Source organism: Pedobacter sp. W3I1 (assembly GCF_030816015.1).
In the GTDB taxonomy this organism is placed as follows: Bacteria; Bacteroidota; Bacteroidia; order Sphingobacteriales; family Sphingobacteriaceae; genus Pedobacter.
In genome coordinates, this window is record NZ_JAUSXN010000001.1 from 3,952,703 (window position 1) to 3,977,523 (window position 24,821).

The 24,821-nt window shown below is 38.1% G+C and carries 19 protein-coding genes; 4 read left to right on the plus strand and 15 right to left on the minus strand.

What is annotated here, in order from left to right; all coding sequences use genetic code 11:
• Nucleotides 1-46: 46 nt before the first annotated feature.
• The 4 genes from QF042_RS16310 to QF042_RS16325 all read right to left on the minus strand — a co-directional run bounded on the left by QF042_RS16310 (nt 47) and on the right by QF042_RS16325 (nt 6,345).
• Nucleotides 47-910, minus strand: coding sequence for a flagellar motor protein MotB (locus QF042_RS16310; RefSeq protein ID WP_307530252.1), 864 nt, complete (start codon nt 908-910; stop codon nt 47-49).
• A gap of 73 nt (nt 911-983) precedes the next feature.
• Nucleotides 984-3,494 carry a beta-L-arabinofuranosidase domain-containing protein gene (locus QF042_RS16315; RefSeq protein ID WP_307530253.1) on the minus strand — a complete coding sequence of 837 codons (2,511 nt, stop codon included), beginning with the start codon at nt 3,492-3,494 and terminating at the stop codon, nt 984-986.
• A gap of 864 nt (nt 3,495-4,358) precedes the next feature.
• Nucleotides 4,359-5,777, minus strand: a complete 1,419-nt coding sequence (locus QF042_RS16320) for a sialate O-acetylesterase (protein WP_307530255.1) — start codon at nt 5,775-5,777, stop codon at nt 4,359-4,361.
• A gap of 1 nt (nt 5,778) precedes the next feature.
• Nucleotides 5,779-6,345: a hypothetical protein gene (locus QF042_RS16325; RefSeq protein ID WP_307530257.1), complete on the minus strand. Its 567-nt coding sequence runs from the start codon at nt 6,343-6,345 to the stop codon at nt 5,779-5,781.
• Between the two features lie 219 nt (nt 6,346-6,564).
• Between QF042_RS16325 and QF042_RS16330 the strand changes: the two genes are divergently transcribed.
• Entirely contained in the window at nt 6,565-6,879 is a 315-nt protein-coding gene (locus QF042_RS16330; protein ID WP_307530258.1) for an RNA-binding protein, read from the plus strand.
• A 288-nt stretch (nt 6,880-7,167) separates the two neighbouring features.
• Nucleotides 7,168-8,421: a Na+/H+ antiporter gene (locus QF042_RS16335; protein ID WP_307530260.1), complete on the plus strand. Its 1,254-nt coding sequence runs from the start codon at nt 7,168-7,170 to the stop codon at nt 8,419-8,421.
• Nucleotides 8,422-8,908: 487 nt separating this feature from the next.
• On the opposite strand, the gene QF042_RS16340 is transcribed toward QF042_RS16335, so the two are convergent.
• The 3 genes from QF042_RS16340 to QF042_RS16350 are packed head-to-tail and all read right to left on the minus strand — an operon-like array spanning nt 8,909 to nt 12,848.
• Nucleotides 8,909-10,585, minus strand: a complete 1,677-nt coding sequence (locus tag QF042_RS16340) for a sodium/sugar symporter (RefSeq protein WP_307530262.1) — start codon at nt 10,583-10,585, stop codon at nt 8,909-8,911.
• A gap of 39 nt (nt 10,586-10,624) precedes the next feature.
• A complete protein-coding gene (locus QF042_RS16345) occupies nt 10,625-11,776 on the minus strand; it encodes a galactokinase (RefSeq protein ID WP_307530265.1) in 1,152 nt (383 codons plus the stop codon).
• 10 nt (nt 11,777-11,786) lie between these two features.
• Nucleotides 11,787-12,848, minus strand: a complete 1,062-nt coding sequence (locus QF042_RS16350; RefSeq protein ID WP_307530267.1) for a UDP-glucose--hexose-1-phosphate uridylyltransferase — start codon at nt 12,846-12,848, stop codon at nt 11,787-11,789.
• 160 nt (nt 12,849-13,008) lie between these two features.
• Between QF042_RS16350 and QF042_RS16355 the strand changes: the two genes are divergently transcribed.
• A complete protein-coding gene (locus QF042_RS16355; protein ID WP_307530269.1) occupies nt 13,009-13,707 on the plus strand; it encodes an NUDIX domain-containing protein in 699 nt (232 codons plus the stop codon).
• Between the two features lie 24 nt (nt 13,708-13,731).
• Here QF042_RS16355 and QF042_RS16360 read toward each other — a convergent pair whose 3' ends face one another.
• Entirely contained in the window at nt 13,732-14,502 is a 771-nt protein-coding gene (locus tag QF042_RS16360) for an SDR family NAD(P)-dependent oxidoreductase (protein WP_307530271.1), read from the minus strand.
• A 180-nt stretch (nt 14,503-14,682) separates the two neighbouring features.
• On the opposite strand from QF042_RS16360, the gene QF042_RS16365 reads away from it, so the two are divergent.
• Complete coding sequence (locus QF042_RS16365; protein WP_307530273.1) at nt 14,683-15,213, plus strand: OmpA family protein; 531 nt, start codon at nt 14,683-14,685, stop codon at nt 15,211-15,213.
• Between the two features lie 99 nt (nt 15,214-15,312).
• Here the strand turns inward: QF042_RS16365 and QF042_RS16370 are convergent, their stop codons facing one another.
• The 7 genes from QF042_RS16370 to QF042_RS16395 form a co-directional block, all read right to left on the minus strand.
• A complete protein-coding gene (locus QF042_RS16370; RefSeq protein WP_373459074.1) occupies nt 15,313-15,783 on the minus strand; it encodes a family 16 glycosylhydrolase in 471 nt (156 codons plus the stop codon).
• A gap of 61 nt (nt 15,784-15,844) precedes the next feature.
• Nucleotides 15,845-16,180, minus strand: coding sequence for a hypothetical protein (locus tag QF042_RS16375; RefSeq protein ID WP_307530275.1), 336 nt, complete (start codon nt 16,178-16,180; stop codon nt 15,845-15,847).
• 110 nt (nt 16,181-16,290) lie between these two features.
• The gene (locus QF042_RS16380; RefSeq protein WP_307533312.1) at nt 16,291-17,319 is read right to left on the minus strand and encodes a DUF4998 domain-containing protein; all 1,029 of its coding nucleotides are present in this window, start codon (nt 17,317-17,319) and stop codon (nt 16,291-16,293) included.
• Nucleotides 17,282-17,485: a DUF4998 domain-containing protein gene (locus QF042_RS26345; protein WP_373459075.1), complete on the minus strand. Its 204-nt coding sequence runs from the start codon at nt 17,483-17,485 to the stop codon at nt 17,282-17,284. The genes QF042_RS16380 and QF042_RS26345 overlap by 38 nt, the downstream gene beginning before the upstream one ends.
• 27 nt (nt 17,486-17,512) lie before the next feature.
• Nucleotides 17,513-18,712 carry a DUF5000 domain-containing lipoprotein gene (locus tag QF042_RS16385; RefSeq protein WP_307530277.1) on the minus strand — a complete coding sequence of 400 codons (1,200 nt, stop codon included), beginning with the start codon at nt 18,710-18,712 and terminating at the stop codon, nt 17,513-17,515.
• A gap of 25 nt (nt 18,713-18,737) precedes the next feature.
• Nucleotides 18,738-20,717 (minus strand): RagB/SusD family nutrient uptake outer membrane protein, encoded by a 1,980-nt coding sequence (locus QF042_RS16390; protein WP_307530279.1) that lies wholly within the window; start codon nt 20,715-20,717, stop codon nt 18,738-18,740.
• A 23-nt stretch (nt 20,718-20,740) separates the two neighbouring features.
• Nucleotides 20,741-23,974: a TonB-dependent receptor gene (locus QF042_RS16395; protein WP_307530282.1), complete on the minus strand. Its 3,234-nt coding sequence runs from the start codon at nt 23,972-23,974 to the stop codon at nt 20,741-20,743.
• Nucleotides 23,975-24,821: the final 847 nt, after the last annotated feature.

A 24,821-nucleotide genomic window follows, 5' to 3' on the forward strand; every position in this document is an offset into this window, starting at 1 on the left:
CGGAAAATTAATTCCAACCCTTTATATGCTTAATTATTTTATGCTTTTACTTTTGAGATTGCTCAGGCGCTTTTCCGATCAGATCCATAAACTGATCTAATTTAGGCGTAATAATAATTTGTGTACGTCTGTTTTTCGCTTTTCCGCCTGGGGTACTATTATCAGCAATTGGATTAAACTCTCCACGTCCACCAGCAGTTAAACGTTTAGGATCAACAGCATACTTAGTCTGCAATACCTGAACTACTGACGAAGCACGTAAAGCACTTAAATCCCAGTTGTTGCGGATGTTGGTTTGAGCAATCGGCACATTATCGGTGTTACCTTCTATCAATACATCATAGGTGTCGTAATCTTTAATGATTTTGGCAATTTTGTTTAATGTTTCTCCAGCTTTATCAGAAACTTCGTAACTACCTGATTTATATAACATGTTATCAGCCAAAGAGATGTATACTACGCCTTTAAGCACCTGCACATCAACATCACCAAGTTCTTCTTTACTTAATGATCTCGTTAAATTATTGGTTAACACCATATTAAGTGAATCGCTTTTATTTTTGGCATTAACCAGTTGTTTGATGTATTTATTTGAACTATTAATCTCATCAACCAGTTTTGAAATATTAACATTTCCCTGGCTACTAGAATTTAAACATTTGTTTAAAGCATCTTGCAATGCCGTTACATTGTTTTTTTCTGATGCGATTTGCTCTTCTAAACTTTTAACCCTACTGGTGCTTCCACTAAGCTCACGTTGACTATCCTGGTATTTATTACTAAGCTCCTGATTTCTTTCTCTTAACTTAGCGTAAGTATCCTGAAGTTCGGTATACTTCTTATTACTTACACAACCCGCAGCAAGTGCAAGGGTAAAGAGCATTATAGGGATTGATTTGTATAATTTCATAATTTTACTTTATTTATTGCTAGTACAGTAACAAATTCCTTGCCGCAAAGTTTAATATCGCGTGGAACTGATGTTAAAAGGCGTTAATTTTTACTGAATCGAAGCTTGCTAATGCTTTATATGTTCTTAATCCTATACTACCAGAGGAATATTGATTATCTGTTGCCGAAAGAACAGGCTGAGCCGATCCGTTAATAAAAACATCAAATTTATCCCCCTTCGCCACTATTTTTAAGGTATACATTTTGTTCATTTCAACAGGATATTTTCCTGAACTTATGACGGTCCATTTTTGCCCGCTAGCTTTTCCTAATAATACGGTACCATTTAGTTGATCCAATCCCACGTAATAGCCCTGGTAAGCATCAGGGCCAATAGCAGGATTAGAAACCCTGAACATTAAACCAGCATCGCCTGCGGTATTGATTTTAACATCTGCCTGATAAATAAAATCTTTAAAATCTGTCCCATTAGCTACATATTTAGATCCGTTTATGCCATAACCGCCAGATCCTGCGTTCGATGCCGCGTTAACCTGTCCATCTTTCCAAAACCAGCCACCCCCATAAAAAACCCAATTGCTGGCCATTCCCTGATCAAAGTTTTCGACCAAAGTTTTATTTATTTTTTTTGGCTGACCGATAACAGGGAAACAACTTAGGCGGATATTTTCAGATCCATATGGTACCAAGATCACTTCTTCCTGCTTTTCAGCTGACGCAACCGGACTAAAGGGCACATCAAAAGCAGCCACTTTATTGTAACTTAATCCCCATGACGGAATCTTTTTTGCCTGAACCTTTACTTTAACCGGTGCATTTGCTGTAATAAAAGGATTTTCCGGCATTTTCGATCTCAGCACGCTAACGTTGCTTAAATTACCTTTATCTATCACTAAACCATAATTCCATGCCGATTCCGGGCGGATTTCGTAATCTGTAAAGCCAGCAACCGGATGCGTTTTGGTTACTTTATCGGCTGCTTTAATTTCGAGTGCATAAACAATAGGCCCACGTTCTACACTTACCGAATTGTTTACTTGTGCATGGGTAGTAATCTGCATCGGAAAATCCAGCTCTAATTGGTCCTGATCTTTCCATTCGCGCGTAATCGTAAACATTTCTCCTGCTTTTACGCCTTTTAATATCGCTCCATTTAATTTTATGGCCGGTTTTACACTCCATGCTGGTATTCTTAAAATCAACGGAAAGGATGCAGCCGTGGTAAGCCCCACTTTTAATCTGATCTTTTCTTCGAAGGGGTAATTGGTTTCCTCGGTAATTTTTATTTTTTTGTTCCCGGCTACTATAGTTTCTATTTCCATCGGGCCGTAGGTAATTACCGCCAGGCCTTTCTCTGGAGTAGCCACTACACTACTTTTCACAAAATAAGGCCAGCCCATGTGCATATTATACCGGCAGCAGCCATAACCTGAATAGGGACTAGAAACGATACCTGAGCTATAATCCTGGTTAAAGCCATGCTCGCCATGAATACTTTGAACCTGGTTCGGTAATGTATAATAGGAATGGTTTTTAAAATCCCGGCTAAACTGTGCAGGCAAAGCATTAAAAGCCACTTTTTCCAACTGGTCGCCAATTTTTGCGTCATGAATAACCTTTGCCGCAGTTTCTAAACTTTGCATCCATTCTACTACAGTACAGGTTTCTACGCCTTCTATGCTGCTAGTTCCTGCCAGGAATTCAGTTCCAGAACCTAAACCTTCGGGCTGACCGTGGTCGTGCATAATATGCGCTATGCCTTTAGAAAGTGCTTCCAAATTAGATGGAAGATCTTCAAGTTGTGCATAAACCGCTGGAAATTTTAAGGCCTGAGCCACATTAACCATGTGCTTTGGCTGAAAATCATCGCCAAAAAAGTAAAACCCGTTGTTGCTATAAATATCGATCCAGGGGTATGCCTGTTGTTTTAATTTTTCTACCAGTTTTAACAAATCCTGTTCACCGGTTTTATTGTAAAGCCAAATGGCGATTTCCATATTATCGCCTGCTCTTGATTTAGCCCATTCTTTTAATGGGTCAGCATCGAGGTGATCGAGTTCGTACTTGAAATATTTGGAGAGAAATGGAATAACCCTCTTATCATTTGTGGCCTCGAAATAGCTTTGCAAAGCATACATCATTGGCATACGTGGCCACCAGTCTTTCATTTTCGGTGGGCCAAATAATCCGTTAGCTTGTTGACTGTTTAAAGTCCAATCGATATACTTTTGCGCTTTCGCTTTAAGTATAGGATCATCTAAGGTATAAGCTAATGCGACTAAACCTTTAACATAATATGGTACCCGCTCCCATCCATTTCCATCGCCTCCCAGCCAATCGGAATTTTTGCCCAGATTATCTTTTTCCGGGTACAGCTCTTCAGCCATTCCTGTTGCACCATCTCTTTGCTGTTCTAGCTGCTTTAGCAGCCATCCTTTAGCTTTAATACTGCCTATTGGTAATTGCACATAAACGTGCTGTTTTAACGGCGCTTTATTAAATTCAGTTAAATTCTGCGCATATAAAGTATGGATAGACAGACAGGAAAACAGAAAATAGATGGAGGTAAATATTCTTTTCATAAAGGGATTATTGGTTAGATAATATTTTATAAATCTAATGAATATGTACGAATATTAAAACGATTTAGTAACCTTGATTTAAATAATTAAAAAACACTGTTAAGTTTGGCTAAAGCAAGCCTAAACGGTAAGTATAACAAATTGAAAGATAAAAAATTATACAGTTTACAAAGCCGGAGGTTTACACCAAGATTATGATATATGCTTGTTTTTAATGCGCCACGCTAAGCATCGGTTTTGTTCGCCCATCAAGCTTTTGGTGGAAACTAAGATTAGCGCTATATTAGACCTAGAGAGCGTTAATTTAGAATCGGGGGATAGCCATTGGTTATTCCCCGTTCTTATTTTAAGCAAATATTTTAAACAGAAATACTTGTACAACTGGCAGAAATTACTTTCCAATCTTCTCTCACTTTTCCCCAAACCCTTAACCATTGATATTTGCCATTTATTAATATATTGGCATAATTTCCTTTAATAAAAAGACTTGCAGAAACAATAACAATAGATTCAAAAACACGTATTTCCCGTTTGGATACGTTGATTTTTGTGATTTTTATCTTGCCGGTCCGTAGGCATCCAGGTCCATTTCTTTATCTAACACATTCCCATACTGATCATGAAAAAGCATCCCATCGGCAAACAACAAATCGAGCGTGCTCAAGTCTGTTTTTTTAAACCCATCTAATAGTTTTTCTTCAAGGGTCGGCAATCAGGAGAATGGTTTCCTGGTCTGATAAAGTATTTGGCATAATTTCCGGTTAGCCAGTAAAAATATAAAGTAAGCCACAAAGAATAATGTTACTTTAAATATTGCCTGCATTGCACGGATTTAACCACACACATTGCACAAATTTTTATCAATTATTTCTTTCTAAAGGTAAGGCCTTGCCAGTTATCTGTTCTAAATGGCGATGCTGGCAAGCCATCGTTACTAACAAGGTTACACACAGGATTATTTCCCCATGCATAACGAACGGCAACAGGGTTTACCACCTGATCGCTACTGACTATAATCTGATTCCCCTGGATACTTGCCTTGGCCCAATAAAATTTCTTATCTGCACCGGCAATGGCAAAACCTGTTAGTGCTGCACCATCTGCGGCTTTTAATCCATTTTCGCTATTACCGAAGGTTAAACGGATCTGTTTTCCCTCAATTTTATTTGATTGATAAACAGGACCAGAATAGTTTATTTTTTGACCATATGTTTTAGCCAGGGCAATTAATGCCAATCTTCTGCCTACCTCTTGTTTATTTTTGGGGTGGATATCTTTTGCATCGCCAATATCAATAATTGTTGCCATGCCCGTATTTGGCAAAGCAAGTGTTTTTTGCTGTGCCTCTCTAAGCTCTGCCCAGGCAGATTCTACCGGCGCATGATCAACCTGCATAAAATTGGCCAATTGAACAAAATAAAATGGAAAATCGCCTTGCGCCCATTTCTGGCGCCAATCTTTGATCATTGTTGGAAATAACTCGCGGTATTGGTAAGCTCTATCGGCATTACTTTCCCCCTGGTACCAAATAGCTCCTTTAATGGAAAATTGTTGGTAAGGGTGGATCATGGCATTGTATAAAACTGTTGGGCGATTAGGGCCATTTTCTTCAAAAGGCTTTGGTTCTATATTTTTAAAATCTAACCCTATTTTATATTTCCACACGCCAGCTAACGAAATTTTCTCGGCAGAGCCGTTTGTCAAATTTAAATCTTTAGCGTCACCATATAATCCGCCACCGCCCCCACTATCAAAAACCCTCACAGTGATGATATTTTCACCCACCTTAAGCAAGTTAGCAGGTATTGTATATGTTCTTCCAATATTATAGCCTGCCGTTTCGCCAACTTTTACACCATTTATAAAAGTAATGTCGTTATCATCAATAGTACCCAAATTAAGCTTTGCTCCATTTGTTTTCCAGTTTTCTGGGATTGTAACCTTTTTTGTAAACCAAACTACCCCATCGAAGTTTTGAAGTGCTGCATCTTCCCACAAGGTTGGTAAAGTCATGTTTTTCCAATTCGAACTTTCTGTTAATGCCCATTTCATCTGCCCGTCTTGATTACCTGAATCTTTATCAGTAGTAATTTTAACCCATTTGTTTACTCTTTCTTCGTAAGAAATTGCCGATGGATTTTTAGCTGATTTCTGAATCTGATCAACTGCAGCAGAGAAATCTGCCATCTTTTTTAACGACTCGGCACTCGTCCAGGCTTCGGCAATTGTTCCTCCCCAGGAGGTATGGATCAGACCAATTGGAATTTTCGTTTTTTCATACACTTCACGTGCAATAAAAATAGGCCGTTGAGGAAAACTCAGCTATATATTTGGGGCTACATTCCTGCCAGCCACCATTAGCCACCTTAGCATCGTTAAGCGGAAAGTTACTGGTAACATGTTCTGCCTGTAATAAACGGATATTTGGATATTTAGCTTCTGCAATTTCTTTTTCATTATTGAGGATTTTACCCCAGCCTGCCAGTGGCATTTCCATGTTCGATTGTCCTGAGCAGATCCATATATCACCAATTAATACATTATTGAGCACCAACAATTCTCCATCTGATATAGTGATGGTATATGGCCCTCCATAACCTGGCGTTGCCACTTTAATTTTCCAATTACCATGGGCATCGGCAATCGCTCCATAATTAATTTTATTCCATGAAACCGTTATTTTAACCGCTTTACCGGCATCAGATTTACCCCAGATTGCTGCATTAGTTTTTTGCTGTAAAACCATGTTATTGCCAAAAACCGAGGGCAATAAAATTTTAGCCTGTATAAACTGAGATGTGAAAAGTAATAATACGATGAGAAGTATAGATTTTAACCTGGGGATGCTCATATTTTAACCTATTTTTTAATGATTAGAAAGCGAATGTACATTTTCTACTGGTCAACATCAATACATATGCCCGCTCTACACAAATTTATGATAAAAATAAGGCAAAATTCATACAATTAGTTTGGGTAAGAACATCATTTTACTTATTTTGCAGGTCTAAAAGAACAGCTCTGGATTTAAGATTTATTGACCCAAATGTTCTCTCAAATTAAAGAATTAATGGTTAAGATTTTCATAGGTGGCCTTCCTGACAATATCCAAGAGATGGATTTGGCAATATTGGTTAGCCTTCATGGTAGGGTAGAAACAATTAAAATTGTTCGCGACAGGGCTACGGGCAAATGTAAAGGCTATGCTTTTCTGGAAATTTATAGTCTTCCCGATGCCAAAAACATCGTATCAACCTTAAATGGCGAAACATTTAAAGGTAATGTAATTACTGTTAAAATATCTGAAGAGGAAAGTGGCGTTCAGGCAGCGAAGCCAAAAGCCAACCAAGCTTTTAAAAGCAAAAGACCCAGGTTACAGCGTTAGTTTCTTATTAAGGCTTTCCCTCGCTTGTGCTGCTATAATTTCCCAGTATATTAAAAGGTATTGTCTTGTTTCAGCAATTAATTAGCGTTTCCCTTTTGTCGACCATTAAGAATTGAAGAAGATTGAGGATTTCTCCATTAAATTTAAATGTATTTGTTGCTGTAGAATTCTAGACATCCCCCTCGTTCATAGATTAATTTATTTTGATCAGAAACTTTTTAATTCAGTTCTAAACCTATATTTTGCAAATAAGTGTTTCTACCTTTATTAAAAACGCGTTTCGCAGATATGGAAAATTATGCCATTGTAATATTTATTTTAGCGGTGATGATTGGCCTTTCTGCTATCGCCGATCGAATTAAAATTCCCTATCCTATTTTATTGATTATTGCTGGAATTGCAGTGGGTTTTGTACCTTCTTTGCCATCAATTGATATTAATCCTGAAATTATATTTTTGATATTCTTACCGCCATTGCTTTATGATGCCGCTTTTAATATCTCATTTAAGGAATTTAAAACCAATATCAACACCATATTTACCCTTGCCATTACGCTGGTTTTTATTACCGCTATTGGCATTGCTGTAGTTGCCCACTATATGATTCCCGGGATGAGTTGGCCGGTATCTTTTGTATTGGGGGCAATTCTTTCCGCTACTGATGCGGTTGCTGCCATGAGTATTACCAAGGGGCTGGGTTTATCTCACAAAACCAATACCATTTTGGAGGGCGAAAGTTTAGTTAACGATGCTTCTGCACTGGTAGCCTATCGTTTTGCAGTTGCCGCAGTAACCGGAACAGCCTTTGTATTTTGGAAAGCATCTCTTGAATTTGTCTTTTTAATGGCTGGTGGATTCTTAATCGGCATGGTAATGTCGAAAATTTTAGCGTTTATTATTAAGAGGATCCATAACAATCGCCTGGCAACCATTAGTTTTATGTTATTAATGCCTTTTGTTACCTATTTAATTGCTGAAGAAGTACATGTTTCGGGTGTTATTGCAGTTGTTATTTTAGGATTGGGGATATCCAGGTTTAGCAGCAAGATATTTCCTGAGCAGCTTAAAAATCAATCGAAAAACATTTGGGACATTATTATCTTTTTATTGAATGGGCTAATTTTCATATTAATTGGCTTACAGCTCCCTTATGTATACAAAAATATTAACAGTGGCGACATTCTACCCTACATTGGTTATTCACTGACGATTACCATTGTAGCTTTGTTATTGCGAATGGCACGTGTTTTCCTGCAAAAATTTAATCTTCAAAAAGCTTTTCAAAAAGGGAAACACCGCATTACAGCCGACGCATTGCTTGATTTCAAGAACAGTTTGATTATCAGTTGGTCGGGCATGAGAGGCATTGTTTCGCTGGCCATCGCCATTGGGTTACCAGCAACCTTATCGGATGGAAGTGCGTTCCCGCAACGAAATGCCATTATATTTATTTCTGTTGTGGTGGTACTGTTTACCTTAATCGGGCAAGGACTTACCTTGCCGTGGTTGGTGAAGAAATTGGCTACTGAAAATGAAGAGTAATTCTCCATCATTTAACCACCGAGTTCACAGAGGGTATAGCGTTGGAGGGCTATTTTGCGCTTCGGACTTCCACCTTTGGACTAATTACATTTACCATTAAGAAATTAAGGTAGTTAAGTTTAACCGCAAAGTAGATTTTGAAAGAGATCGTCTTCCTGAACTTGTTTCAGGATCTTTTAGAATGGTCAGTTTTATCATTAAGGAATTAAGAACATTAAGATTTAAATTTAAATGCGAGCGTCTTCCTGAACTTGTTTCAGGATCTTTTAGAATGGTTAGTTTTATCATTAAGGAATTAAGAACATTAAGATTTAAATTTAAATGAGAGCGTCTTTCTGAACTTGTTTCAGGATCTTTTAGGATGGTTAGTTTATCATTAAGGAATTAAGGACATTAAGGTTTAAATTTAAAAGTGATTGGATGTTTTAAATGAAAAAAGGGATAAAATCTAACAACTTTATCCCCTTTTATTTTTATAAATTATCGTTTACCAATATACACTGTAAAGTGCAACCAATAATCCGATGATGATTAAAGCGCCTACTGCAAAGCCGGTAGAGGTTTTGAACATTTTAGCATCGATTGCCAATCCTTTAGCTTCTGCTTTAGCTTTGTTACTCGCTAAACTGATGATCACCATACCAAGGATACAGAATATAAATACAAAGCCCATACGATCTAAAAATGGAATTTCATAAACTCCAGCTGCGTTTTTAACCGAGAAGCCCATTCCCGATAACCATGAAAGATCGGTAAGGTTGGGTAAAAATTTAAGTAAAATCGATAAACCGAAACCAGCAATGGTAGCAAATAGTGCCGCACTTGAAGTGGTTCTTTTCCAAAAGAAGCCTAGAATAAACATGGCGAAAATACCTGGAGAAACAAAACCGGTATACTCCTGGATATACTGGAAACCACCTTTTTTATCGATTCCTAAATGAGGCGCTATCAATACGCCAAGAATCATGGCTACAATAATAGAAATCTTACCAGTTGTTACTAAATTTTTCTCCGTAGCATCGGTTTTTAATACTTTCTTGTAAATATCTAAAGTAAAAATAGTTGCAATACTATTTGCTTTACCAGCCAGAGAAGCTACAACTGCGGCAGTTAATGCTGCAAACGAAAGCCCTTTTAATCCGGCAGGAAGTAAGTTTAGCAATACCGGATATGCACGATCTGGATTTACAGATCCATTCTGTAGCATTTCTGCCTGGAAGGCGCCATCTTTATACAAAACATAAGCTGCAATACCTGGTAACACGACAATAATTGGCATTAATAATTTTAAGAATGCCGCGAAAAGTATACCTCCGCGGGCAGTTTCCAGGTTAGCGCCTAAAGCACGTTGCGTAATGTATTGATTACATCCCCAATAGTTTAAGTTCACAATCCACATACCACCTACAAGCACACTCAAGCCAGGTAAGTCGATATAATTTTCGTTATCTGGCTTTAAAATCATATGGAAATGTTCAGAAGCTTTTGAAGTCATTAAGCTATATCCTTCAAAAATACCTGAGGTTCCATAGTGGGTAGAAACTAAGTTTAAAGCTAGATAAGTAGTAGCCAAACCGCCCAGAATTAAGAAAAATACCTGGATAACGTCGGTATATCCAATAACTTTCATTCCGCCAAGCGTAATAATAATGGCAAAACCTGCTATGGCGTACATACAGAAACTTAAATCGAAACCAGAAATACTGCTTACCGCTAAAGCACCTAAGTAAAGGATTGAGGTTAAGTTAACCACAACATAAAGTAATAACCAGAAAACAGCCATAATCATGGCTACCGTTCCGTTATAACGCTGATGCAAAAACTGCGGCATAGTGGCAATTTTGTTTTTCAGGTAAACCGGGATGAAAAATACCGCAACAACCACTAAGGTTAATGCGCCCATCCATTCGTAGGTTGCAATGGCCAATCCCATTTTAAAACCTGATCCGCTCATACCGATAAACTGTTCTGCAGAAATATTCGATGCAATTAACGATGCGCCAATTGCCCACCAGGTTAAAGAGCCTTCAGCAAGAAAATAATCTTTAGAACCCGTAGATTCCGACTTTTTCTTGTTGTAAATGTAGAGGCCATAAGCGGCCACAATAACGAAGTAAATTGCAAATACAATGTAATCCTTCGTGTCTAATAAGTTGTTTTTCATTGATTTATTTTGGTTAGTATACCTTAGGTTGCTTAAATTTTAATTGAATAAACTGGTTCCATTATCGGTTTGAACAGTATAGGAATCAAGCTTGAGGCCGAATTGCAATAAATACTTGGAAGACAGCTCTTCGACTAAATCCGCAATTTTTTCTTCTTTAACAATATTGATGGTACAGCCACCAAAACCACCGCCCATCATTCTGGCACCCAATACATAATCTAATGGTTTAACCGCTTCAACCAGGAAATCCAACTCTTTACAGCTTACTTCATAATCTTTGCTTAAACCGTCGTGCGTTTCGAACATCAGTTTACCTAAAGCTTGTAAATTACCATTCTCCAACTGTTCAGCTGCAGTTAATAAACGACCTATTTCTTCCACTACAAAACGGCACTTATTATACACTTCTAAGTCCATAGGTTTAACATAGGCTTCTAACATGGTTAAGTCTACATCACGAAGGGTGCTTACATTAGGATAATGTTCTTTTACCCACGCAACGCCTTGTTCGCACTGTGATCTTCTTTTGTTGTAAGCCGAATCGGCAAGTGCATGTTTTACATTTGTATTTAAAAGCAAAAGTTTATATCCATCCAACTTTAAAGGAATATAAATATGTTTCATCGATCGGCAATCGAGCATAATAGCATGATCTTTCTTGCCAAATACCGAGGCAAACTGATCCATAATGCCACAGTTAACTCCGGCAAAAGTTTGTTCGGCCTTTTGTGCAATTAATGCAATATCCATTTTCGGAACAGAAAGTGAAAAAAGCTGAGTGAGTGCAAACCCAGTTGCACACTCCACAGCGGCCGATGATGATAAACCTGCACCTAAAGGCACGTCGCCATCAATATAGAAGTTAAAGCCACCCAACTGGTAGCCTCTTTCTTTTAATTGATCGGCAACACCTAAAATGTAGTTTGCCCAGCTATTGTCTGATTTCTTTAAGCTTTTAATCGATGAAATATCAAACTGCTGATAGCTCTCTGAAAATAAATGTATTTCATCGTCTTCTCTTTTTGATATGGCAACATAAATGGCCTTATCAATAGCTGCTGGCATTACAAAACCACCATTGTAATCGGTATGCTCACCAATAATATTGATCCTTCCTGGCGAACGCACTAAAATAGGCTCAGCGTTGAAAAGTTTTTTAAATGTATTTTTTAAATGTTGTGCATTCATTTTAATATTTTTAATCTTCAGTCTTGCTGATTTTATAGTGTGTTGTAGACATTTCTTTTAAACGGCTGGCGGCAAACTCTGGAGTAATATCGCGTTGGGGATTAGCCAACATCTCATAACCAACCATAAATTTCTTTACAGATGCCGAGCGCAATAATGGTGGATAAAAATGCATATGCCAATGCCATTCAGGGTAATAGCCGTTATTTACTGGCGCCTGATGCATACCTGCAGAATATGGGAAGGAGGTTTCGAACAAATTATCATATTTGGTTGTTAGTACCTTAATGGCTTCAGCTAACGATTTCTTCTCCGCTTCTGTAAACAATTTAATGCTATTTACATAGCGTTTGCTAATAATCATGGTTTCGTAAGGCCAAACTGCCCAGAAAGGGACAAGCACTACAAAATGATCATTTTCAAATATAATACGCTCATTTTTCTTCTGTTCCAGTTTAAGGTAATCGGCCAATAAACTCCTTCTATGAATAGCATAGTAGGTTTTCTGGCGTTCGGTTTCTTTGGCAATTTCTAGAGGGATATCCCCCTGCGACCAGATCTGTCCATGAGGGTGTGGGTTGCTACAGCCCATTATTTCGCCCTTGTTTTCGAAAATCTGAATGTATTTAATCCAATCGTTTTCTGCCAGACTATTAAATTCTTTCTGCCAAACATTTACTACGGCAGTTATCGCTTCCACACTCATTTCAGGAAGTGTAAGATTATGTTTAGGGCTAAAACTGATCACTCTGCAAAGTCCTCTCTGATTATTAGCTACCAATAAGTCATCTTCGTTCATATTCCCGGCAGGTGTGTCTTCAAGCAATGCTGCAAAATCATTGTTAAAAACAAAGCTTTCGGTGTATTGTGGGTTGCTATCGCCATCTGCCCTGCCATTACCAGGACATAAATAACATTTAGGGTCGTATTCCGGGCGGTTATCAGGCGTTACATCTTCAACCTTACCCTGCCAGGGCCTTTTAGTACGGTGTGGAGAAACTAAAACCCATTCGCCAGTTAATATATTTAACCTGGTGTGTGGATTACTATCGAGTTCGAATGTTTGGTTCATTTTATATTTTCAATTGGTTAGAGGAAAGAAAGCATAGAGCTTAACCTATCTAAGCCGCCAAATTATAAAATTATTATTAATTGTCAAAACGACAATTAATAATAATTTTTATATTCGTAAAATTTTGAACATATTAAGCCTTTAAAACCTCGAATAAAAAATGATTGAATATTCCAGACAGCCGCATTATCTTGTTGCTGTTGATTGCATAGTATTTGGATTTGATGGAGAACACCTTAAAATTCTATTAGTTAAGCGTGGTTTAGAACCCGAAATAAACAAATGGAGTTTAATGGGCGGTTTTGTGGGCGCTGATGAAAGTCCGGATGATGCAGCAAATAGGGTGCTCAAAAAAATGACGGGTTTAGAGGGCGTTTATCTGGAGCAGATGCAGATTTATGGAGAGCCTGGCCGCGACCCAATCGAAAGAACACTTTCTGTTGGATATTTTGCGCTCATTGATATCCACAAATATGAGGCGCAGTTAAATGCTGATTATGAAGCTGAATGGTTTTTGATCAACGATCGGCCAAAACTTATTTTCGATCATAACCAAATGGTTGCTGATGCCCGAAAAAAACTAAGGTACAAGGCGGCCCTCCATCCTATCTTGTTCGAAATGCTGCCAAAAAAATTTACGATCCCACAGTTGCATATTCTTTTTGAGGAAGTAAACGATACGAAAATTGATACCAGAAATTTCAGTCGCAAAATTACCTCGACAGGGTTATTGATTAAGCTGGCCGAAAAAGACAGGACAGGTTCTAAAAAGGGAGCATTCTATTTTAAATTGGATAAGAAGAAATACCATGCTAATTCTCAGGCATTCTTAAACTTAATGCCAAATTTAAAGGTTTAAATTAAATTTTATTGCACGATTAACCTATTGTTCTTCATAATGATAGGTTAATCCTCCATCTACAAAATAAGTTGATCCGGTTACATAAGCGGCATCATCAGAAGCGAGGAAAGCCACCACTGCAGCCACATCTTCTACCTTACCCATTCTTTTTAATGGAATATTTTGAAGTACTTTTTCTAACTGTTCTTTATTGTTCAATAAATCTTGATTAATCGGCGTTGAAACAGCTCCGGGCGCTACGTTGTTAATCCTGATATTAAACTGGGCTAATTCTGAAGCTAGATTTCTGGTTAACATCTTTAAGCCTCCTTTACTTGCACAGTAGGCTGTGAAATGCGGAAATGCAATCTCTTCGTGTACAGAACTCATGTTGATTACTGTGCCAGCTACCTTGCTTTTTCTACAGTAATTTACAAACGACTGGATGCTAAAAAAAGCACCTTTTAAATTTGTATTCATGATCAGGTCGTAATCTTCTTCGGTAACTTCCCAAAAGCTGGCTTTTTTTTCTACACCCGCATTATTTACCAAAATATCTAAATGACCAAATACTGCTACGGCATCGGTTATCAATTTAGTGGCTTCTTTGGCTTTACTTAAATCGGCTACTAAAAAAGTTGCTTTTCTACCCATGTTCTGTATTTCAGCGATAAGTTTTTCGCCCCTTTCATCAAATTTATGGCCATTTAAAATAATATCACAGCCATCTTTGGCCAACCTTAAGGCACATGCAGCGCCAATTCCCTGACTGCTTCCGGTAATTAAAGCAACTTTGTTTTCAAAACGGTTCATATCAAAATGTTATAATACATAAAGGAAATTAATGTAAATATGTTTGAATAAAACCGAAGTTAAATTAGATGGATTAACACATTAAATATAACTTCTTCAAAAAAACACCGTTATAGCTGTAATCATTTATTAGTATGTTTGGGCAACAAACACACAATAGACTTAAATTAATCTTAAAACATGAACATTACCAAAAACCTTTTATTTACTACGCTCCTCGCTTTGTTTACCCTTACAATGTACTCTTGTAAAACAAAAAAACTGGCAGCAAAACCAGCTCCAGCACCTGTTGAAAAGCCAGCACCACCTGTAGAAGAAAAAAAACCAGCGCCTGCACCAGAGAAAGAAGAGGCTGCTGCTCCCGCTGAAAAACCCAACTTTAACTTAGACAATATCCAGTTTGAGTTTAATTCATTTGTACTTAAAACATCATCATTCGCTATCCTGGATAAAGCAGTGGCGGAAATGAAAAAATCGCCTACCACCAAATTTGTACTTAACGGACATTCATCTGCCGAGGGTACACCAGAGCACAATATGCAACTTTCTGTAGATCGTGCAAATGCCGTAAAATCGTACTTTATAAACGCAGGTTTAAACGGAAATAATTTCACTGTTGTTGGCCACGGTGAGAAAGAGCCAATCAGTTCGAATGATAGTGAAGAAGGTAGAATGGTGAACAGAAGAACTGAAATAAAAGTTCAGAATTAACCGATAAAAAATAACGAAAAACCTATCAGGTTTTTAAAACCTGATAGGTTTACAATAACAACCGGTAAAACCATTCGACTACGCTCAGGGTGACATCCGTTAAGGTATTAATTTCTGATATACTCTAACGTAATCGACTTCCATCCTGTTTGGAAATTTAGTATCATTTAAGGACCCACCGTTCATACCACCTATTGCCAAATCGAACAAGATATAATGTTGTTGTTTAAAAGGATGAAAATCTGAGCCATCATCATTTTTAAGATCGCTTAAATTGGTTTTATTCAGGAGCATTCCATCTACAGATAAACTGATGGCTTCGCTATCCCAATCCATGCGCCATATATGAAATTCAGCTGCCCATTTTTTACCGCCCAATTCGGCTACGGGTTTTGTGTTACTAAACCATTTCGCCTTTTTATCGGGCCCTAAACTTGCGATATTGGCCAATAATTTTCCCCGGTAGTATTCCATAATATCGATTTCACCATTTGCGGGCCAGCGCCCTTTTACACCCAATGTCCAAAATGCCGGCCAGAGTCCATCTGAAATGTCGATCTTTCCTCTCATTTCGAATCGACCATACTGCCAGTTTTGTAAACCTTTAGTAATGATACAGGCTGAAGTATATTCAATATTTTTTTGGTTTTTTACGCCATTCTTTGCTTCCTTCTACATATAGCGGATTAGGTTTTACTTCTTTCCTTGCTTCGATAATTAGTTTGCCATTTTCACAAAAAGCATTTTCAGGCTGATACCATTGCAGCTCTTCGTTACGTACAAAACCTTTTTCATAATCCCAATTGGCTGGATCAGGAGTGCCATTTTGATTAAATTCATCGCACCAAACCAGTTTATAACCTTCTTTAACATAAGCATCTGAAAAATTTTGTTCTTTTTTTATTGCGCAGGATTGGATTAAAATGGCTAGCAAAACAGTAAAGAAAAATTTGATTCTATTGCGCATAGGGGCTTTTTGATCAATAAATTTAACACTATTCTTAAATAGAAAATTCTCTGGGTTTTCTATAAATCTATAAAGAAACCCAGAGAATAAGCAATTAGCGGGAATTAACCTTAAAGTGATTTAAGCATTACTTCTTTTACAATCCAAAACTGATTGCCTGATGCCGTCGTCATAGTCGCGAGAAAGCCCATTGATACTGTTGTCGATTGTGTTAAGGTAAATTGAAACTTGTTGTTGGCAAAATTGGTATATCCTAAAGATGTGGCCACATTGGCAACATCAGGCAGGGTATTGCCAGCTGCTGCTACGATGTAAACCGGATCTTTTGCTTCATTTTTAGCCATGGTAATTTCGAAACTATAACTGCCTGCCGGAAGCGTAAAAGTTTGGTAGATTTTACCATTGGTAATTTGCGCAGTACCATCCCAACCCATTTCCATGGCGAGGCATCCTCCCTGATCGGAACACCAGCCACCTAAACCACCATGGTTACGGATGTTATCGGTAACCGTCCAGTCGGCAATATTACGCCAACGGCCACCACTTGCTGCAGCTAGGAAAGGGTTTCCTTTATTCTTAAAATAGGTTGCGGTAATATCCGCCCCTACCCGTTGCGTTTGAAAGGCGGTAGAAAAAGTATCAATCGAAATTGTATCAGGTAAAAACAAGGTACGGTATCTTAAATTTGTACCTGGTTTAATATCAGAAATAGAAGTTGTGGTTTCGTCTATTTTAGTTCTGATCTTTTTTATGACATTACTCAGGTTGGTGTATTCTATCTCGGTAGCAAATACCCCTGTTAACCTATCCATTCCCTGCCAGGTAATTTTAGTTGCACCACTAGCATCTGTAAAAGCAGATTCGATTGGCCTGTTAAATAAGGATGATTGGTACCTTGTGCCATAAGATCTTCCTGTTTTATATACCGGGATAGATTTATTTCCAACGGCGTCATAGGTATAGATTTCGAAATTCTGCACACCTTCTTTCACATTTTCTACAAAGTATTTTAGGGTATCAACGGCGTATTTTTTCTTTACGGGAATAACGACAGAATCAGCCTTATTATTCCAAAAGATTTTACACTGTGTTACTTTTGGATCAGCGAGAAAACAGCCCTCGGATATACACCCTGTTATTTCCCGACATTACTTTCACCGAATCTAATTTTCCTGTGTAAGAAATCTCCCCTTTCTCGGTAAACTTTTTGTAATCATCAGCTTTTGTGCAGGCTAAATAAGTGCCCGACAATAGAATCATAAAAGCGAGTTTTACGGTTCGTATATTTATTTTTTGATTATTCATCTCTAAAATTCTATTTAGTTATTGCCTCTACCTTGGATCTCCATAAAGTTGAACTTCTGATACACTCATAAATGAGTTACCTTGCCAATTGGTAATAGATTTTATACGGATGTACCTTACTTTTTTAAGGCCTACAGCAAAGTTGTAACTGATACCTGCATTTGCAAAAGCATAATCTTCGCTTGTTTGAACGCCATAAGCACTTTTAGAAGGCTTTTGAGAGCTGTATTTGCCTAACATTACCCAATTGTTATAACTTCCATCTGCTGGTGGATTATCAGTTCCCCAAATTTCAAAATCTTTTAAATTACCGCCATAGTAATAGGTACGGCCAGCATTCAGGTATTCAGGATAATTCCAAACCACAATACGGCTAAGCGTAGCCAATTTACCCAGATCGAACGTTACCCATTGTGGTGTTAATACTGTGGTTTTGGTTAGGCATACACTAGGCCAATCGATAATATTTCCATCCCACATTTTAGATACACCGGTGTTAGAATATTCTTGTGGAGTATCTGTAGGTAAGATCACTTCTTTATAGGTCGACTTAGATAATACCGTTTCATAAAGTGGCTTTAAGGTAGTGAAAAGCGTATCGCTATAGTTTAACCATCTATCTCTAATGGTAATGGCAAATTTCTGAGTTAAGGTATCCAAACCCCTGACTGACTGATCGATATCAATAGCAGCGGTGTAAATATTTTTCGAAGTTGGTATATATTTACCTTTCGATAAAACCAATACCTCTATCGCCAAATCTGCCTTTGATGGATTAGTACCTTTAAAGTTTAATCCACCAAAATCGGCAACGGCTTTAAGACTCCTGTAAACGCCCCAAATTGGGTTTTCGAGCGGCTTAACTTTAACAACAACCGGTTCTGATGCTGTTTCACTTCTGTTTACTGCATATACTTTTACCTCATGTTCATTGGTGTCGCCGAAGCCTTCTACCAGTAAACTATTGCCATAATAGGAAGTTTTCACTTCCATTTCCTGTCCGTTAGCTAGATTATATACTGCTTTTACGTATAACAAATCTTTATCACTGGGCAAACTAAAGGTGATGGTAGCATTGCCCGGACCATTGGTGATGGATATATTAGATACTTTTCCGGGCGGATTGGTATTATTTTCTAATGGCTCAATTACATCTTCCTTACAGCTTGAAAAGGCTGCTGTTAAGCCAACCAGCAATACAAGCAGGTTTCTATTCATTCTTTTCATATTGAATATTTTATAAAAATTAATATTACCAACCTGGGTTTTGAACCAGTTTAGGATTAACTGTTAAATCGTATGCCCGGAGTGGCCATAAATAATCGCGTGGTGCCACAAAATTCTGGTTAAATATGGTTCTAACGCGGTAGTACTCAGATGCTGTTGGTTGATAAACACTCCATCCGGTGATAGATTGATTAAACATTTCTGCAGCACGTTTCCAACGTTTAATATCCCAGTAACGGCTACCTTCAAATGCCATCTCGATCAGTCTCTCTTGCTGGATAATTTCACGCATACCATCTTTTGTGGTGTACTTGCCAGGATTATTGGAGTAGGTGGCCCAAGAGGTTTGTACCGTTTGAAGACCAGCTCTTGCTCTAATGCGGTTGATGTATTCGTAAACATCGGCAGAAGGACTGGCAAGAGTTTCGTTTAAAGCTTCGGCATACATTAAATAAAGATCTGCCATTCTTACCTGCGGCCATGGATAGTCTCTGTAACTGGCACCGTTTGTACCGTTAATCATGTTCCAATCTACCAGTTTCTTAATAAAATAACCTGTTTCGTTATACCAGCCAAAGTTGTTTGCACCTGCCACCTGGTTAGATTTACCTTCTAATACAAAAGTTCCTTCATCAGAATTGGTAGGGCTATCGTATTTGTACCAAATACCCCCATCAAAGCCTAAATCGGCATAAAATCTAGGTTCTCTGTCAAAATTTATTCTTGCTGTAGTATACCCTTCTTTAACATAAAACCTTTCACTTTTAACAGCTGTTCTAAGGGTATATTTATTGGTAAAATCGAGGGTTTTATCTTCGTTAATCGGCACACCGTTTCGGCTGTAAAACATTTCGGCAATTTTTAAAGGCGGAGCCAACTGTTGTCTCGCGCTACCAACCACTACAGTTGCTGTCAATCGCGGCATGGCTGCTCTTTGCATATTAAATGTTCTACTATTCGGATTTGCCCAAACATGTTCTAAATTTACGTTGAAGCGTTCTGTTACTGCACCTTTAATGGTTAATTGCCTCAAGGTTGTATCCGATAGTTTAAAAGTGGTACCCGGAAACTGATACAGTTTAAATCCGGCAGCTTCCGCCCCATCAATCGCTGCTTTTGCGGCGTCAGCAGCCTTTTTCCATTTACCAGCATCGTAAGTGGTATTAAATAACACTACACCGTCCTTATCCCTAAAATTACTATAGTCGGTATTTCCATTAAATAGCGGACTTGCAGCGGTTAATAGAAGTTTCGCTTTTATGGCAAGGGCAATAGGTTTTGTGATGCGTCCCAATTCGGTGCTTTTATCTGTGATAATTTGAGGTAGGTCAGGAATGGCCTGATCCAATAAGCCAACTACATAGGTTACGCATTCATCAAAAGGCATTCTTTTAACCCTTACTTCTTCTTCAGTAGCACTAATCCCTAAATTGGCATCGATAATTGGAATTGGCCCATACATCCTTAAGAGATAAAAATTATAATAGGCTTTTAAAAACTTTACCTCTGCAATCCAGCGTTGTCTTTCATTTAAGCTTAAATCTGGTATTTTGCTTAGGTCTTGCACGTTTTCCAGAAAAATATTACAGTTTCTGATAGCTTTGAACATCCCAAAGTTATCGCTATTACCACCACCCTGATAGCGACCATTCCAGGCATCTAAATAAGGATTTTCAGCACCCTGGCTACCTCTGGCCATTCTCCAGCCATAAGAAATAAACTCTCTTTCATCTAATGAAGTCCAGATTTCATCACCGGCCATAAAACCGGCATTCAACAAGGGTTCCCCATCTTTTGGGAGAAAGGAATAACAGGTAAACAGGTATTTTTCGGCCTCATTTCTAAGTGTAAAGGCATTATCTATTGTAGCTACGTTATCAGGCACAATATCCAGGTATTTTTTGCAAGAACTAATGGATATTACGATAACGAGTAAGGCCAGCATCAGTTTAGCTAAACCTGGCTTCGCCGTATCTTTTCGAAATAAAATATTGTTGATTTTCATATTTTTCTTTTTAAGCTCAATCGTTAGAATGAAACATTTAAACCTAAATTATATACCGTTTGAACAGGGTATCCAAGACCATTCCCGCCCATTTCAGGATCCCAAAGTTTAAAAGCACTTAAGGCCCAAAGGTTAGTGGCATTGGCATAAATCCGGGCACTGCTTAAGCCAAGCCTTTTTTGCAGTTTGGTTTGCAGATTATAACCAAGTTCTACGCTCTTTAATCTTAAGAAAGCGCCATTACGCATCCACCATGTTGAGGTACGGGTATTGTTGTTTACAAAATTGGAGCTTAAGCGCGGCCAGAATGCATAACTGTCTCTGTTCTGCTCCGACCAGTGGCTGTTGGCTATTACTTCTAATAATCCATTTTGTGTAACGTTAGGATTACCAATTTCGTTATTGAGTACGAAAGGAGAAATATTGCCAGGATTGATGAAAAAGGAAGATCTGGCCGAACCTTGTAAAAATGCAGAGATATCAAATCCTTTGAAACCAAATGTTCCACCGAAACCATAAATAATTTCGGGGCTCGTAGGCAAACCAATTGGCACCTGATCTACATCACTGATAATACCATCGCCATTTACATCTCTGTATTTAATATCACCGCCGCCATAATCTAAACCAGGTACGCCTGCAAACTGTACTGGTGAGTTTTTGGCTTCAGCATCATCAATAAATAAACGCTCGGCAATGTAACCGAATGATTGTGTTGTGGGTAAACCTATATGGTAACGGTACGCCTCATTGGTATTAAATGAAGGCTCATCGTAAATTAATATTTTATTAGTAGCATAAGTGAAGTTACCGCGTAACTGTAAAAACATACTATTGCTAAATGATTTATTATAGCTTGCAGAAAAATCGACACCTTTGCTTTCTGCTTTATTGGTATTAGCCCTAACAGAAGCCTGTAAGCCCATTGTACTTGGGATAAAAGTTCTGTCGGTTAAAATATTCGAACGTTCATTTTTATACACATCGAATGTTAAATTCAAACTATTAAACAAGGTCATATCCAAACCAATGTTAGTCTGCTTAGATCTTTCCCAGGTAATTAACGGATTGGAATAGCGGGATATAGAAATACCATTTCTGTAGTATAAACCATCCTCACCAAAGCTCGAACCAAATGTTCCATTGTTCATATCTACCTCCGATAGGTAAAAGAAACGATCATCTGCATTTCCAATCTGATCGTTACCCACCAGACCATAAGTTGCCCTCAACTTTAAGCTGTTAATTACGTTAGTTAGCGGCTTAAAATAGTTTTCATTGGAAATAATATATCCTAAACCAAATGAAGGAAAGAAACCAAAACGGGTATTTTCCGCAAAACGTTCAGATCCATTATACCCAAAGTTGAATTCGGCTAAATAGCGGTTATCGTATCCATATGTAGCTCTTCCTGATACTCCCTGATTACGCGATGGTAAAGATAACTGAAGACTACCGGGATTTGCAGCGAGATAATTTCTCATGGTAGTGATTAACATCGCGCCCACCGCATGTTTCTCTTTAAAAGTACGGTTGTAGTTTGCAGAAAACTCGGCATAAAAAGTCGAATTTAATTCTTTTTTGCCTTCCGAATAACCTAAATACTCTGTACCCACCGGACCAATAGATAAAGCACCGCCACCGTTAATGAGGCTGAGTCCAATTGATTTGTCTGGCTGCTCGGTAGCAGAATAATAGAAAGGATTGTAAGCACGTGAAATATCAAAATAGGAATATCTGCGGGCATAACTCATCATCCTTGCAGTTAAACCTGGTGTAATAAATTTTAAATCCTGCTTAATTTCTATCTGGGTTTGTAATGTTGAGGCATTTTTATCCTGATAACCTTTTACCATTTCGGCATAAGGATTCATATACAGTCCGCCCCTTGGTGAAATGGCATTGCCAAATAAAGGGTGGCTGCTAAAAGGCGACAAACTTGCCGGATAAACCGCAGGAAACATTACCGGGTTAGACCAAATTGCCCGGTTAAAGGTAGCGCCACCACCACCTACCGGCCCAGTATAATCATCAAACTGGCCATAAACACGGATAATGGCTTCGGTAGTATTGGTCAGGTTAATGTTCACGTTAGAACGAACGGAATAATTCTTTAACTTGATGTTACTGTTAAAGTTGTTTAAATCGGCAACTTTCAATACCCCGTTATCAATGTTATAGGTACCAGCGATGTAATAGCTTGCTTTGGTACCTCCACCGGAAATGTTAAGGTTATAACGCTGGTTCACTGTATAATCTTTTATCAATTGTTCAATCCAATTGTTGTTTGGATAAAGCAACTCGTTTTCGCCTGCTGCAGTAGCATCAATTTTGGTTTGCAGATATGGCAATATGGCTAAACGATTCCGCGTAAGAGCAGCTTCATTGGCCAGTTTCATATAAGTTACGTTATCGGCAAATTTAAAATTTTGGGTATTAGAGGATAAGGAAGACTCGGCCCTGAACCCAAATTTAGTTTGACCTGCAACACCCGATTTTGTTAAAATAAGCACTACTCCATTGGCACCTCTGGCACCATATACTGCCGATGCTGTAGCATCTTTAAGTACGTTAAATGAAGAAATATCATCTGGCTGCAAGCGTGCCATATCATTCTGGCTTGATTCTATACCATCGATCAGGATTAATGGATCTTGTTTACCAGCGCCGAAAGTGCCTAAACCACGAATAAAAAACTGTGCGTTATCTGCGCCTGGCTCACCACTCCTTTGGTAAGCAATCATACCGGCCACCCTACCTGCCATCATGGTGGTTAAGTTACTGGTTGGCCCTTTAAGCTCTTTCGGATTAATGGCCGTAATTGAACTGATTACACTGGTTTTTTTCTGTGTACCAAAGCCTACAACTGCTACTTCATCTAAGGAGTTGGCATCAGACTGAAGTGTTATATTAATTACGTAAACGCCTTCGGCATTTTTATCATAATTGGCAATGGCAACATTTTTGGGTTTGTAGCCCACTAACGAGAATAATAATTTACCTGTTCTTGGTAATTTAATGGTATATCGTCCAAACTCATCGGTTGATATCCCTCTATTGGTACCCGAAACTTTAACATTTACACCTGGCAAACCGCCAACAGTATCTTTTACTAGCCCTCTTACCGTTACATCTGTTTGTGCAGATGCGGTTAAGCAGGAACCTGTAATCACGAAATAGATCAAAAGCTGCAAGATTGATCTAAAAGCAATACCCTGCTGATGGAGCGGGATTTTCTTCGGTAATTTTTTCTTCATAAGAATAGTTTAAATTGGTTAGCATTATCAATAAGTCAGATCATAGATTACCAATTGCTCAAAACAGGTTGAGACACTAGGCATTCGTCCAATCGAAATATTTCGTCGGCAACGTGCGGGAATTCTACACGAGGTAATTACCCTTTAGTATGGTGTGGTGTTTACTTTGCTTTTACAAAAACGAAGGCCAATTTATTTTTGCCTTACGGTTAAAAGCGGAGAATGGATTAGGTTTAGTTTTCTTCATAAAATTTGGTTTAAGGATGAATGGTTTGTTAATGATGATCATGCCATTTTACTTTTGCGAGCAACTACTAACTAGCTTTATAAGAATGGTACATTTGATTCTGCTTTTTGTCATTTCATGATCTTTTAAATGTTTGGCATTACTTCGAAAAAATTGGATGTAACTTTTTTAATTTGCTACAACCATTGATTATCCTAGGTAGTTAATCTCGAATAATCTGGATCGGTCTAATATTCTTATACTTGGTTGAAACAAATTAACCATAAAAAATGTGCTCGCAGTGAGGGGTAATACGGTAATTTGTAGGGGTTAAATTCTTATTTTTTTGCCTTTTTGAAGGTTTTATGGTTTTTTAGACAATAATTAAACGTCAACATAACGTTTAATTAGAAAAAGGAAGGTTAAAAAACAGGTTGAATGAACGTTGTATTAATACTATTTTAGGGGAGGCTTTGATATAGAATAATCCGTTTTTGAAACTGAAATGAATATAAAGCTTAGGCTATTTGGCTTTGATTAAAAAGGCCTTAAACAAAAAACTCTCCGAACCTTTCTTTGCAGAAAGATCCGAAGAGCGCAATTAATCAAACTAACCGCAAT